The sequence below is a fragment of the Streptomyces sp. H27-C3 genome (assembly GCF_030063415.1).
In the GTDB taxonomy this organism is placed as follows: domain Bacteria; phylum Actinomycetota; class Actinomycetes; order Streptomycetales; family Streptomycetaceae; genus Streptomyces.
The window spans coordinates 61,687-74,159 of sequence record NZ_JASITA010000011.1; the positions used below are offsets into that span (position 1 = coordinate 61,687).

At 71.9% G+C, this 12,473-nt stretch carries 12 protein-coding genes and 2 pseudogenes; 8 read left to right on the top strand and 6 right to left on the bottom strand.

The features are described from left to right. Window positions 1-57: 57 nt before the first annotated feature. Genes QMK30_RS13140 through QMK30_RS13145 form a run of 3 tightly spaced genes read left to right on the top strand, consistent with a single transcriptional unit; the run spans window position 58 to window position 1,570 of the window. Window positions 58-1,062, top strand: a complete 1,005-nt coding sequence (locus QMK30_RS13140) for a Gfo/Idh/MocA family protein (protein WP_283517830.1) — start codon at window positions 58-60, stop codon at window positions 1,060-1,062. After that, on the top strand, window positions 1,059-1,262 hold the full coding sequence (locus QMK30_RS38455; protein ID WP_349362067.1) for an alpha/beta fold hydrolase: 204 nt from the start codon (window positions 1,059-1,061) through the stop codon (window positions 1,260-1,262). The genes QMK30_RS13140 and QMK30_RS38455 overlap by 4 nt, the downstream gene beginning before the upstream one ends. Next, window positions 1,238-1,570, top strand: a complete 333-nt coding sequence (locus QMK30_RS13145; RefSeq protein ID WP_349362068.1) for an alpha/beta fold hydrolase — start codon at window positions 1,238-1,240, stop codon at window positions 1,568-1,570. Before QMK30_RS38455 ends, QMK30_RS13145 begins: the two co-directional genes overlap by 25 nt. A gap of 78 nt (window positions 1,571-1,648) precedes the next feature. Here the strand turns inward: QMK30_RS13145 and QMK30_RS13150 are convergent. Together QMK30_RS13150 and QMK30_RS13155 are read right to left on the bottom strand one after the other, a co-directional pair. Further along, window positions 1,649-1,918 (bottom strand): annotated as a pseudogene (locus tag QMK30_RS13150) (cytochrome P450); the annotation flags it as partial. A gap of 45 nt (window positions 1,919-1,963) precedes the next feature. Beyond that, a pseudogene (locus QMK30_RS13155) lies at window positions 1,964-2,545 on the bottom strand (DMT family transporter); the annotation flags it as partial. A 269-nt stretch (window positions 2,546-2,814) separates the two neighbouring features. On the opposite strand from QMK30_RS13155, the gene QMK30_RS13160 reads away from it, so the two are divergent. Then, window positions 2,815-3,555 carry an SDR family NAD(P)-dependent oxidoreductase gene (locus QMK30_RS13160; RefSeq protein ID WP_283517832.1) on the top strand — a complete coding sequence of 247 codons (741 nt, stop codon included), beginning with the start codon at window positions 2,815-2,817 and terminating at the stop codon, window positions 3,553-3,555. A 279-nt stretch (window positions 3,556-3,834) separates the two neighbouring features. On the opposite strand, the gene alc is transcribed toward QMK30_RS13160, so the two are convergent. Both alc and allB read right to left on the bottom strand, forming a co-directional pair. Next, complete coding sequence (gene alc, locus QMK30_RS13165; protein ID WP_502963132.1) at window positions 3,835-4,968, bottom strand: allantoicase; 1,134 nt, start codon at window positions 4,966-4,968, stop codon at window positions 3,835-3,837. A 2-nt stretch (window positions 4,969-4,970) separates the two neighbouring features. Continuing rightward, on the bottom strand, window positions 4,971-6,311 hold the full coding sequence (gene allB, locus QMK30_RS13170) for an allantoinase AllB (protein WP_283517834.1): 1,341 nt from the start codon (window positions 6,309-6,311) through the stop codon (window positions 4,971-4,973). Between the two features lie 304 nt (window positions 6,312-6,615). Between allB and QMK30_RS13175 the strand changes: the two genes are divergently transcribed. Further along, window positions 6,616-7,413 carry an IclR family transcriptional regulator gene (locus QMK30_RS13175; RefSeq protein ID WP_283517836.1) on the top strand — a complete coding sequence of 266 codons (798 nt, stop codon included), beginning with the start codon at window positions 6,616-6,618 and terminating at the stop codon, window positions 7,411-7,413. Window positions 7,414-7,530: 117 nt separating this feature from the next. On the opposite strand, the gene QMK30_RS13180 is transcribed toward QMK30_RS13175, so the two are convergent. Both QMK30_RS13180 and QMK30_RS13185 read right to left on the bottom strand, forming a co-directional pair. Further along, complete coding sequence (locus QMK30_RS13180; protein WP_283517838.1) at window positions 7,531-8,196, bottom strand: ABC transporter ATP-binding protein; 666 nt, start codon at window positions 8,194-8,196, stop codon at window positions 7,531-7,533. Beyond that, window positions 8,193-9,272, bottom strand: a complete 1,080-nt coding sequence (locus QMK30_RS13185) for an ABC transporter permease (RefSeq protein ID WP_283517840.1) — start codon at window positions 9,270-9,272, stop codon at window positions 8,193-8,195. The genes QMK30_RS13180 and QMK30_RS13185 overlap by 4 nt, the downstream gene beginning before the upstream one ends. Before the next feature lie 110 nt (window positions 9,273-9,382). Between QMK30_RS13185 and QMK30_RS13190 the strand changes: the two genes are divergently transcribed. The 3 genes from QMK30_RS13190 to QMK30_RS13200 all read left to right on the top strand — a co-directional run bounded on the left by QMK30_RS13190 (window position 9,383) and on the right by QMK30_RS13200 (window position 12,293). Continuing rightward, window positions 9,383-10,588 carry a sensor histidine kinase gene (locus QMK30_RS13190; protein ID WP_283517842.1) on the top strand — a complete coding sequence of 402 codons (1,206 nt, stop codon included), beginning with the start codon at window positions 9,383-9,385 and terminating at the stop codon, window positions 10,586-10,588. After that, the gene (locus QMK30_RS13195; RefSeq protein ID WP_283517845.1) at window positions 10,585-11,220 is read left to right on the top strand and encodes a response regulator; all 636 of its coding nucleotides are present in this window, start codon (window positions 10,585-10,587) and stop codon (window positions 11,218-11,220) included. Before QMK30_RS13190 ends, QMK30_RS13195 begins: the two co-directional genes overlap by 4 nt. A 458-nt stretch (window positions 11,221-11,678) precedes the next feature. Then, window positions 11,679-12,293: a nucleotidyltransferase family protein gene (locus QMK30_RS13200; RefSeq protein WP_283517847.1), complete on the top strand. Its 615-nt coding sequence runs from the start codon at window positions 11,679-11,681 to the stop codon at window positions 12,291-12,293. Window positions 12,294-12,473: the final 180 nt, after the last annotated feature.

The following is a 12,473-nucleotide window of genomic DNA, read 5'->3' on the forward strand; positions in this document are numbered from 1 at the left end:
TCCGATTGTCAGGACAAAGCCTTGACAGGGTGGTGGGCAGCGGGTCACTTTGGGGCCATGCGCATCGGACTCATCGGCACGGGACGTATTGGCTCCTTCCACGCTGGAGTGCTCAGCCGCCACCGGGAGGTGGGCGCCCTGCTCGTCGCGGACGCCGATGCGGCGCGGGCGGTGGCGGTCGCCGACCAGCTCGGTGTCACGGCCGCGCCGTCGGTCGACGAGATCTTCGCCTGGGGCGTGGACGCCGTGGTGATCGCCTCCACCACCTCCGCCCACGCGGAACTGATCGGCCGGGCGGCGCGCGCGGGCCTGCCCACCTTCTGCGAGAAGCCGATCGCACTGGACCTGGCGGGGACGCTGGGCGCGCTGCGCGAGGTGGACGCCGCGGGCAACGCGCTGCAGCTCGGTTTCATGCGCCGCTTCGACGCGGGATACACCGCCGCGCGCGAGCTCGTACGCTCCGGCGGCCTCGGGCGGCTGCACACCGTGCGGGCGATGACGTCCGACCCGGCGCCGCCGCCCGCCGCGTATCTGCCGCTGTCCGGTGGCCTCTACCGGGACTGTCTGGTTCACGACTTCGACATGCTGCGCTGGGTCACCGGCCGCGAGGTCGTCGAGGTGTACGCCGTCGGATCCGACGCGGGACCCGCGATGTTCCGCGAGGCGGGCGACGTCGACACGGCCGCCGCGGTCCTCACTCTCGACGACGGCACGCTCGCCACGGCCACCGCCACCCGCTGCAACGCGGCGGGCTACGACGTACGGATGGAGCTGGCCGGCGAGCTCGACCAGGTCTCGGTGGGCCTCGACGACCGCACCCCGATCACCTCGACGGAGCCCAAGGGGCCGCCGGCCGCCGAGCGGCCGTGGCCCGGGTTCCTGGAGCGGTTCGCGTCGGCCTACGAGGCTGAGCTGGACGCCTTCGTGCAGCTCGTCCGCGGCGAGATCGCCAACCCGTGCGACGGCACGGAGGCGCTGCACGCGCTGCGCATCGCGGAGGCCTGCGAGCTGTCCCGGCGCGAGCGACGCCCGGTGCGGCTGGCGGAGATCCCCAGCTCATGACGGTGCGCGCGCAGGACGGTGTCGAGCTCTGGGCGAGCGCCGAGGGCGAGGGCGAGCCGGTGCTCCTGTGCCACGGCGGGCCCGGCACGTGGGACACCCTGGACGACGTGGCCGGCCTGCTCGCGGGCCGGGCCGCCGTGCACCGCTGGGACCAGCGCGGCTGCGGGCGCTCGGAGTGGCGCGGCCCGACCTGGCCCTGAAGCACGCCGAGCGGATGGCCTTCCCCTGGCGCGGCGTCAACTTCGAGTGCAACACGGCGATCAACGCCGAGACCAGGGCCCAGGACGTCCTGGGACTGCACACGCTGTGCGCCGGTCTGGACGTACCTGTGGCCATCGTGGACGGCGCCGACGACCTGCGTCCTCGCACCTCGGTGGACTCCCTGGAGCGGGTCCTCCCCCGGGTGTCACGGGTGACACTCGCCGGGGCGGGCCATCTGCCGTGGGCCGAGGACCCGGACGGGTTCGCCGCGGCGGCCCTGGATGTCCCTACGGCTCCCCCGCTGTGAGCACCGTGCCCTGCGCGACCGCGCACAGCGACTCCGCTCCCGCCTCGTCCGTCACATAGAGGTCGCAGCGGCAGACGCGGTCGGCGCGACGATCTGGTTGGACCACGCACGGAAGGTGTCCCGGTCGAGGTCGGGGACGCCGAGCAGTTCACAGATGACGGTCATGGGCAGCGGGAAGGCCGGCGCGTCGATGAGGTCCGCCGCGGTGTTCCCGTCGGCCGTCATCGCGTCGAGCAGCTCGTCGGTGATCCGCTGGACCTCCGGGCGCAGCGCCTCGACCTTGCGTGACGTGAACTCCCGCGCGACGAGCTTGCGCAGCCGCGTGTGGTGCGGCGGGTCCATCTCCAGCAGCAATCGCCGGACGGGCTGACAGGTTGCCGTATGCGGCAATCTTCAAGCTGTCCGGCCCCTGCGGCGCTCCCCCTGGCCCGCCACCGACCGCCGCCCCCACATCGTCCCCGCCAGCACCAGCGCGCCGCCCAACAGCCCTACCACTCCCAGCCGCTCACCGCCGATCGCGATCCCGACCGTCGCCGCCCACAGCGGTTCCGTGCCGAGCAGCAGGCTGACCCGCGACGGCGAGGTGCGGCGCACCGCCCACATCTGCGCGAAGAAGGCGAACAGCGTGCAGAAGACGGAGAGGAACACCAGCGCCGCCCACTCGCGTGGCCCGAACCCCGCCGCCACCGTCCAGGGCGCGGGACCGGTGCCGGGCGCGGCGGCCAGGACCGCGAACACGGCCACCGCTCCGCCGAGTTGGACGGTGGTGAGCGGGAGCGCGTCCGCGCTCTGCACCGACTTGATCCGGGCCATGGCCAGGACGTGCACGGTACGGGCGAGCGCGGCCAGCAGCATCAGCAGGTCGCCGGACGAGGGTGTGGTGAACCCGCCGCCCTGCGTCAGGAGCACCACACCGGCCACCGAGAGCCCCGCCGCGCCGAGGAAGGCGCGCGGCGGCCACACCTTGCGTACCGCTGTGTGGAGACTTCGACGGCTCGCACGCGGAGCGGTCACCGTACCCGCGCATGATCGGCCCGGGAAAGACCCGTCTCACTGGTCGGCCGGTGAGCGCGGGCGGCCCCCGCGGGCCCCACCCATGAGCGGGTTGTGAGTGACCGCCCTCCCCGAAACTCATCGGTGTCCGTTTGCCGCCAGCAGCGCCCACGCCCTGCCGCTTTCATTGAATTCGTAACCACCGCTTCGCAGATCTCCAGGTATTACGCGTTGAAGAAAGAGGTACGGACATGTCTTCACTGACCGGCAGGACCGCACTGGTGACGGGCGGCAGCCGCGGAATGGGCGCGGCCATCGCACTGCGGCTCGCCCAGGACGGCGCCGATGTGGCGATCACCTATGTGCGGGGCGAGGATGCCGCGCACGAAGTGGTCCAGAAGATCGAGGCGACGGGCCGGCGCGGGCTCGCTCTGCGGGCCGACGCGGCGGACGCGGCGGCGGCCACGGCCGTCGTGGGCCGGGCCGCGGACGAGCTCGGGCGACTCGACATCCTGGTCAACAACGCCGGTGTCGGTGTACTGGGGCCGATCGGTTCACTCGCTCTCACGGATGTCGACAAGGTCCTGGACATCAATGTACGAGCCGTCTATCTCGCCTCGCAGGCCGCGGCGGGACGCCTGGAGCGCGGCGGGCGGATCATCTCGATCGGCAGCTGCATGGCTCAGCGTGTTCCGGGCCCCGGCGGGACGCTGTACGCGATGAGCAAGGCGGCGCTGACCGGATTGACCAAGGCGCTGGCGCGGGAGTTGGGCGAGCGCGGCATCACGGCGAATCTCGTACTCCCGGGTCCCATCGATACGGACATGAACCCGGCGGACGGGCCGTATGCCCAGTCGCAGAGCGAGCTGACGGCCCTGGGCCGCTTCGGCACCCCGGACGAAGTGGCTTCGATGGTGGCGTACTTGGCGAGTGACGACGCGCGCTACACGACAGGCGCCGAGGTGCTGGTCGACGGCGGCCACGCGGCGTGACACACCCTGGCGGCACCCGCTGGCGGCGACTTCCTGCGGCCGGGTAGCGGGGGCGGCCCGCCCCTTCACGAGCTTGAACATGAGCTGAGGTCAAGCGGGTGCGAATCCGCGCGGGCCGCACCGGATCAGCCGCGGTGTCGCACGGTCGGTCTTGTCCGTACGGGAACAGGGAGGGGACCTGCCTCCGAGGCGGCCCACACACACCACGTGTGGTGCCCCCGGTTCGTACGAACCGGGGGCACCGCACGTGGTGTGTGTACGGGCCTGTGCGCCCGGTCGTCAGCCGCCCAACTCCTGGTGGCGGGCCGCCAAGCGGGCGGCGCCCTGCTCGGTCAGCGAGCCGAAGAGGCGGAGCCGGGAGATGCCGCCGTCCGGGAAGATGTCGATGCGGACCTCGCTCGCCGTCCGGGCCGAGGCCAGGACGAAGCGGTGGTTCGTGTCGGGCTGCAGACGGGTGCGCGGCAGGATCTCGGTCCAGCCCTCGGCCCCGGCAGAACCCGACTCGGCTCCGCCGTCGCGGACCGAAATGGCCGCCCAGCCCGCCGAGTTGCCCTTGAGATACGCCGTGTCGATCTCGATCGCGCGGATCTCCGACTGCTCCACCAGCCGGTAGCGGATCCAGTCGTTGCCCTTGTCCCGACGGCGGCGCGTCTCCCAGCCGTCGTCCATCTTGTGGGAGCGGCCCGGCGAGATGGTGTTGGTCGGCGAGGAGTAGAAGCGGTCCGACGCGTCCTCGACCTGGCCACCGTTCTCCAGGGCGGCGAGATCGAACCTACCCAGGACAGCCAGCCACGCCGGATCCGGCACAACCTCGCCGTACACCCGCAGACGGGCGATGCCGCCGTCCGGGTGCTGATTGACGCGCAGGTGCGTGAAGCGCTGCTCCACATCAACAGCGAAGCCGTTGGCCGCGTGCCCGCCAAGAGCCGTACGGGGAACGAGCGTTGTCCACTTCACGTCGGAGCCGGCCAGCCGCTCGGGCGACGGCGAGTCGGCGACCGAGGTCCCCTCGACCGAGACGGCCTGCGGGTAGTTGCCTCGGAAGTGGGCCGTGTCGACGACGATGCCACGGATCACGCCGGGCGCGCCGAGGCGTACGAACGCCCAGTCGTGGTCCTCGTCCGTGGGGTGCGGCTGCTCGGCCGAGACCCCGCGGCGGCGGCGGGTCTCCCAGCCGTCCATGATCTTGCCCTTGTGCCCGAAGTGCTCGGGGTCGAAGTGGGCGGGGCCGGAGCGCAGCATGTTCTCGCGCTCGGCGAAGAACTCGTCGTTGGCGGCGATCACACCCGCGCCGAGCCGCCGGTCGGCGAGGTCGGTGAGATGGGTGAAGGGGAAGTCGGCGGTGCGGTAGTCGGCGTACGGGTCGCCGCCCCCGTAGGGGTTCGCGTCGCCGGTGAACAGGGCTGTCGCCACGGTCAGTTGTTCCTTTCGAGCAGTAGGCCGGTGGGCTCGGCGAGGACGCCGTTGTCTGCGATGCGTACGCCGCGCAGCCAGGTCGACTTCACGACGCCGTGCAGTGTCCTGCCGGCGTACGCCGTGACCTGGTTGCGGTGAAACAGCTCGGCGGGGTCCACCGTGAAGGTCTCTTCGGGCGCGAGCACCGCGAAGTCGGCGTCACGGCCGGCCTCGATGGCGCCCTTCTGTCCCAGGCCCGCGAGTGCGGCCGGCGCGGTCGACATCCAGCGGACGACGTCCTCGACCGTGCGTCCGCGCTTGCGGGCCTCGGTCCAGATGGCGGGCAGGCCCAGCTGGAGCGAGGAGATGCCGCCCCAGGCGGTGGCGAAGTCGGGGGTCTTGAGGTCAGTGGTGCACGGTGAGTGATCGGAGACGATGCAGTCGATCGTCCCGTCGATGAGGCCGTCCCACAGCGCGTCCTGGTTGGCGGCCTCACGGATCGGCGGGCAGCACTTGAACTCCGTTGCCCCGTCCGGGACTTCCTCGGCCGTGAGGGTGAGGAAGTGCGGACAGGACTCGACGGTGACACGTACGCCCTCGCGCTTGGCGGCGGCGATCAGCGGCAGCGCGTCCGACGACGACAGATGCAGGACGTGAACGCGGGCGCCGAGGCGCTTGGCGTGCGCGATCAGGCCCTCGATGGCGGTGTTCTCGGCATCCCGGGGCCGGGACGCCAGGAAGTCGGCATACGCCGGGCCGGTCTTCTGCGGTGCGCTATCCAGGTGGTGCGGGTCCTCGGCGTGCACGATCAGCAAGCCCCCGAAGCCGGAGATCTCCGCCATCGACCTGGCCAGCTGCTCCTGGTCGAGCTCGGGGAACTCCTCGACGCCCGAGGGCGACAGGAAGCACTTGAAGCCGAAGACCCCGGCGTCGTACAGCGGTCGCAGGTCCGACAGGTTGGACGGGATCGCGCCGCCCCAGAAGCCGACGTCGATGTGCGCCTTGCCGCGGGCCACCTCCTGCTTGGTGGCGAGGTGGTCGGGCGTCGTGGTCGGCGGGAGGGAATTGAGCGGCATGTCGAGCAGCGTGGTGATGCCACCGGCCGCGGCGGCGCGCGTCGCGGTCCAGAAGCCCTCCCACGCGGTGCGGCCGGGATCGTTCACATGGACGTGGGTGTCGACCAGGCCGGGGAGCAGCACGTCGTCCCCGAAGTCCTCCAGCCGGGCCCCGGCCGGCACCTCGGCGTCGTACGGCAGCACACCGACGATCTTCCCGGCGGACACGGCGACGGATGCGGCGCGTGACCCCTCCGGGGTGATGACGCGCGTCGAGCGCAGTACCAGTTCCACGGCGTCGGACACCCATTACCTCACTTCAGCGGAATTCAACGAACTGTTGAAGAAGTCTTCACTCCGGACCTGGGTCCGTCAAGGCCCGGCCGAAGTGACGAGATCGCTTGGTCGATTCCACAAAGTGGAAGTAGAATTTCGCTGTGCAGAAGGTAGCTCTCCACAAGGCGCTCGCTCCAGAATCTCGGGAAGTGACGGCCGACACACGGACAAACACCCTCTGACCGGCAAGGACCTCTTGACGCCGACCGTGTCCTCCGCGCGGCCCGACCGATAGGCTGCTGCCTTGCCCGCCCGCCTCGAAAGGACCGTTGACGTGCTGTCGTCCAACACCACCACCGACGCTTCCAAGCATGCCGCGCCCAGCGGTGGTGTTCAGTCCCTTGAGCGCGCCTTCGACCTGCTGGAGCGGATGGCAGACGCCGGCGGCGAGGTCGGACTGAGCGAGCTCTCCGCCAGCAGCGGCCTGCCGCTGCCCACGATCCACCGCCTGATGCGGACGCTGGTCGCCTGCGGTTACGTACGCCAGCAGTCGAACCGCCGCTACTCGCTCGGCCCGCGCCTGATCCGCCTCGGCGAGAGCGCGTCCCGGCTGCTCGGCACCTGGGCCCGCCCCTTCCTGGCGCGCCTGGTCGAGGAGACCGGCGAGACCGCGAACATGGCGCTGCTCGACGGCGACGAGATCGTTTACGTCGCGCAGGTGCCGTCCAAGCACTCGATGCGAATGTTCACCGAGGTCGGCCGCCGGGTCCTGCCGCATTCCACGGGAGTCGGCAAGGCACTGCTCGCGCACACCCCGGCGGACGAGGTGCGGGCGCTGCTCGGGCGTACGGGGATGCCGGCGGCGACCGAGAAGACGATCACTACGCCCGAAGGCTTCCTGGAAGCGCTGGAGCATGTCCGCCGGGTCGGTTACGCGGTGGACGACAACGAGCAGGAGATCGGGGTCCGGTGCCTGGCGGTATCGGTGCCCAACTCCCCCACCGCTGCGGCGATTTCCATCTCCGGGCCGGCGGGACGGGTGACGGAGTCCGCGACGGACAAGATCGTCCCGATCCTCCAGGAAGTCGCCCAGGAGCTCTCGGTGGTCCTGACGAACGCGGGCCACAACTAGCTGCCGCTGCGCGGCGCTTGAGGACACGCCCGAAGGGCGTCCCGGGGTCCGGGGCCTGCCCCGGCTTCGGGAAGGGGCGGGTAGGGGAACAGCGCCGCAGGCAACCCCCACACCCCCCTACCCCAAACCCCCGTCCGCCATCGCCACCACCGCGTCCATCCTCCCCAGATGCGCCCGGTCATGCGTGACGAGCACCGTCGCCGTCCCCCGCTCCCGCGTCAGCGCGACCAGCAGGTCCAGCACCGCCGCTCCCCGCTCGTGGTCCAGCGCGCTGGTCGGCTCGTCGATCAGCAGCACGGCCGGGTCGTTCATCAGCGCCCGCGCGATGTTCACCCGCTGCCGCTGACCGCCGGACAGCTCGTGCGGGTGGCGGTCCGCCTTGTCGGCCAGGCCCACCGCGTCCAGCAGCTCCAGCGCCCGGCCGCGGGCGCCCCGCGGCGGCCGGCCGGACAAGTGAGCCATGACCTGCAGTTGCTCGGCGGATGTCAGAGACGGCAGCAAGTTGGGCTGCTGGAAGACGATGCCGATGCGCGCGCGCCGCAGCCGCGCCTTCTCCGCGCGGCTCAGGGTGCCCGTGTCCGTACCGTCGACGACGACACGGCCACGGTCCGCGGTGACCAGCGTGGCTGCGACCGCCAGCAGGCTGGACTTGCCGGATCCTGAGGGGCCGACCACCGCCGTCAGCGAACCGGCCGGCACATCGAGGGTGACGTCGTCGAGGGCGGTCAGGCGGGCGTCGCCGTCGGGGTAGGTGAGGGTCACTTCGGACAGGGTCAGGCTCATCGGGCGCTCCCGAGTGCGGTGAGGGGGTCCACGGCGGTGATGCGGCGGACGGACAGGGCCGCGCCGGCCGCGCCCAGCACGGCCATGACGGCGGCCGGGACGAGCAGCGTCGCCGGTTCGAGGACGAACGGAACGGCGCCTGCGGCCGACGCGCCGATCCCGGCGGCCAGCGCGGTGCCCATGGCCGTACCGGCGCACAGCATCAGCACCGCCTGTCCCAGCGCGTCGCGCAGGAGGTGGCCCGTGGAGGCTCCGAGCGCCTTGAGGACCGCGATGTCACCGCTGCGCTGAATCGTCCAGACCGTGAAGAACGCGCCGACGACCAGCGCCGAGATCGCGAAGAGGAAGCCCCGCATCAGCTGGAGCGAGCCGTTCTCGGCCCGGTAGGAGGCGAGCGCGCCCAGTGAGTCCTCCAGCGTGCGGGTCTCCGTGCCCGCCGCCGCGTCGCCCGCCGCGAGATCCGTACCGCCCCCGGTGGTCAGCGCGACGACCGTGGCCTGCTCCTCCCGGGTCGTCCCGCTGTGCCCGAGCCGCTGCCAGTCGTCGAGCGTGGTCCACACCACGGGCGTGTGGCTGTAGGAGTCCTCCCCCGCCACCGCGGCGACCTCCGCCTCGACGTCCCCGATCCGGATCTTGTCGCCGGACCCGATGCCCAGGTCATCGGCCGCCCGCGCGGACAGCACGACCTGCCCGGAGCCGAAGTCCCGGCCCGGCGCGAGCCCCGAGTCCGGCTCGACGCCGAACGCGGCGACCGCGGCCGTGCGGTCGCCCGCCCCGGCATTGGCGGTACGGATACCGAGCGGCTCGGCGCCGGTGACGCCGGGCTGCCGCGCCCACTTCGCCCAGACGCTCTCCGTCACCGAGGAGTTGGTGAACGACACCTCCTGACCCTCGGGCGGCGCGGCGAAGGCCAGCCGGTCGACGGGCAGCGAGGTGACGGCCGAGGTGTTGTCCCTGGCCAGCCCCGCCGTGAGGCCGGACAGCAAACCGACGAGCAGCGTGATCAGCACCACGACCGTACCCATCAGCGCGAACCGGCCCTTGGCGAACCGGAGATCTCTCCATGCGACAAACATGATCCCCAGCCTCTTCGCGCCCGCCCGGGAAAACATCGCGCCGGGGACCGCTCCCACCTCAACCTTTTGATTGACGGACCGGGCGCATCGGCCGTCTACGCTGGAGAACCATGGATTCCCGCCCCCCGGCCCCCGTTCTGCGCGTGCTGCGCCTGTGTCTGCACGCGCTGCTCATCGGCCTGCTCGCACTGGCCGCCGTCAAGGCCGTGGCGGGCGGCGCACCGCACGCGTTCGCCGTGGTCGCGGCAGCGGTCCTGGTGGCCGCCGTGTACGCCGCGGGAGCGGTGAGCCCCGCCCCGCGCCGCCGCTCACCGCGCGCCGCCGCGCTGTGGCTCGGTGCGCTGGGCGCCGCCTGGCTGGCCCTGCTGGCGCTCTCCCCCGACGGGCTGTGGACGGCCTTCCCCCTGTACTTCCTCCAGCTGCAGCTGCTGCCGATGCGCTGGGCCCTGCCCGCGGTCGCCGCTACCGCCGCCGCGGCCATCACGAGCTTCGTGCTGCACGGGCAGCAGATCTCCGCGGGCACCTTCATTGGGCCGGTGCTTGGCGCCGGTGTGGCCGTCGCGACCGTCCTGGGGCATCAGGCGCTGTACCGGGAGAGCGAGCGCCGCCGCGAACTCATCGAGGAGCTGATCGCGACCCGCGTTGAGCTGGCCGCCGCCGAGCGGGCCGCCGGAACACTGGCCGAACGTGAGCGCCTTGCCCGGGAGATCCACGACACGCTCGCCCAGGGCCTCTCCAGCATCCAGCTCCTGCTGCGGGCAGCCGAGCGGACGCTGCCCGACGGTGACCCGGCCGTGGTCCATGTCCGGCAGGCCAGGGAGGCCGCGCAGGACAATCTCGCCGAGGCGAGGCGGTTCGTACGGGCGCTGAGCCCGCCCGATCTGGAGCACGGCTCGCTGGCCGCCACCCTGGAGCGGCTGTGCGCGGCGGCGCCGGGCCCGGCCGTGGAATTCGGGGTCAGCGGTACGCCGGTCGCGCTGCCCACTTCGTACGAGGTGGCGCTCCTGCGTATCGCCCAGTCCGCGCTGGCCAACACCGTGCTCCACGCGGACGCGGGCCGGGCCGGGATCACCCTCAGCTTCATGGACACCTCGGTGGCCCTCGACGTGGTCGACGACGGCTCGGGGTTCGATCCGGTGGCGCCCCGGGCCAAGAGCGGAGGCGGCTTCGGACTGCCCGCGATGCGCTCCCGGGCGCGCTCGCTCGGCGGCACCCTGAGCGTCGAGTCGGCGCCGGGCCAGGGCACGGCAGTGGCGATCACGCTGCCACTGCCGCAGCCCCTGCTGGTCGGGTCGACGACGGGAGATCCGGCATGAGCGGCCCGATCCGGCTGCTGCTCGCCGACGACCATCCGGTGGTACGGGCGGGCCTGCGCGCGGTGCTCGACACCGAGCGGGACCTCCTGGTGGTCGCGGAGGCACCGACCGCCGAGCGGGCCGTGCGGCTGGCGGCCTCGGAGGCGTTCGACGTGGTGCTGATGGACCTCCAGTTCGGCCAGCGCATGATGCACGGCTCGGAGGCCACCGCGGCGATCACCGCCAGGCCGGGGGCACCCCGAGTGCTCGTGCTGACGACGTACGACACGGACGCCGACATCCTGGCGGCGGTGGAGGCGGGGGCGAGCGGCTATCTGCTCAAGGACGCCCCGCCGGAGGAACTGGCGGCGGCGGTTCGTACCGCGGCGGCCGGGCAGTCGGCGCTCGCGCCGACCGTCGCGCACCGGCTGATGGACCGGATGCGGACACCGGCGCAGGCCCTCACCCGGCGGGAGCTTGAGGTGCTCCAGCTGGTCGGGGACGGTCTGTCGAACCAGCAGATCAGTCAGGAGCTCTTCCTCAGCCAGGCGACGGTGAAGTCCCATCTGGTGCACATCTACGCGAAGTTGGGCGTGGACTCGCGCACCTCGGCGGTGGCCGCCGCGACCGCGCGCAGGCTCATTCGGCGCTAGCGCGGTAGAGTGGGGGCCGCTCTTCCGTCAGCGGAGCAGCGGCTACGGCTTACGACCTCGGGGGCAATAGTGCGCGGGCTCCCGGCGTCCCGCGACTCCGCCTCCGGCGTTGTCGTCGGCCGACGACGCTCCGCGTCGCCTCCCTCCTCCGCCTTGGACGCGAAGCCGCATGACGCCGCTCGCCGATCCACGCTCCATTGCCCCCGAGGTCGTCATGGGCGGCCACCAGGGGTGTACGAGAGGTACACCTTGCCCATACCGCCCGCGCCCAGCTTGGCGGCCAGCTGATACCCGGCCACGGTGCGCGGGTGGCCCCCTCAAGCGGCTGGAAGACCTTGTCCCGACCCGGCTGCTGACCACTCATTGCCCCACGTCCCCCACAGTGAACACCGTTACGGCACGGACCTTGTCCAAGGGCGTCCCCTGTTCGCGCCTCGCGATGAGGTAAGCAGGGGCCCATGGGCCGTAACAGAAGTGAAGACGAGGCAGTCGGCGTCGCCGGGCTGTTGCTCGCGGCGGGCGGCGGACGGCGGCTCGGGGGCCGGCCGAAAGCGCTGCTCGAATACCGCGGCCGACCGCTGGTGGAGCACGCGGTGCGGGTCCTGCGCGATGGGGGCTGCGGTCCGGTGCATGTCGTCCTGGGCGCGTCCGCGCCGGACGTAAGGACCCGGGCCGACCTGGCGGGCTGCGTACTGATCGACAATCCGCAGTGGGAGCAGGGCATGGGCTCCTCACTGCGGGCGGGGCTCGCGTCACTGGCCGGCACCGGGGCGCGGGCGGCGCTCGTCTCGCTGGTGGACCAGCCCGGGATCGGCGCCGCGGCGGTGACCCGGGTGCTGGCGGCGTACCGCTCGCCCGACAGCCTCGCGGCGGCGGCGTACGACGGGCAGCGGGGGCATCCCGTGCTCTTCGGCGCCGACCACTGGGAACCGGTGGCGGTGACCGCGGAGGGCGATCGGGGGGCACGCGCCTACCTGAAGGCGCACGAGGATGCGATCACGCTCGTCGAGTGCGGGGATGTGGCCGAGGCGTACGACATCGACACCCCCGGCGATCTCGGCCGCCTGGAGTGATCGCGATGGCACCCGGAGCCACTTCGGCGCGACTTCTGTCGACCCGGAGAATCTCGATATCAACAAACCATTGAACTTCCACCATGAGAAAACTACTATCCACTGGTCAGAAGCGCCCCGAACCCCAGACGGCGCCCGCGACCGTAACTCGGAGCCACGGCACCCCGTGCCGCATCGGCG

Coding starts and splice junctions, on each gene's coding strand:
- QMK30_RS13200 (WP_283517847.1), top strand. CDS start 11,679: ATGGGCCGTAACAGAAGTGAAGACGAGGCAGTCGGCGTCGCCGGGCTG.
- QMK30_RS13160 (WP_283517832.1), top strand. CDS start 2,815: ATGTCTTCACTGACCGGCAGGACCGCACTGGTGACGGGCGGCAGCCGC.
- QMK30_RS13185 (WP_283517840.1), bottom strand. CDS start 9,272: ATGTTTGTCGCATGGAGAGATCTCCGGTTCGCCAAGGGCCGGTTCGCG.
- QMK30_RS13140 (WP_283517830.1), top strand. CDS start 58: ATGCGCATCGGACTCATCGGCACGGGACGTATTGGCTCCTTCCACGCT.
- QMK30_RS13190 (WP_283517842.1), top strand. CDS start 9,383: ATGGATTCCCGCCCCCCGGCCCCCGTTCTGCGCGTGCTGCGCCTGTGT.
- QMK30_RS13180 (WP_283517838.1), bottom strand. CDS start 8,196: ATGAGCCTGACCCTGTCCGAAGTGACCCTCACCTACCCCGACGGCGAC.
- QMK30_RS13195 (WP_283517845.1), top strand. CDS start 10,585: ATGAGCGGCCCGATCCGGCTGCTGCTCGCCGACGACCATCCGGTGGTA.
- QMK30_RS38455 (WP_349362067.1), top strand. CDS start 1,059: ATGACGGTGCGCGCGCAGGACGGTGTCGAGCTCTGGGCGAGCGCCGAG.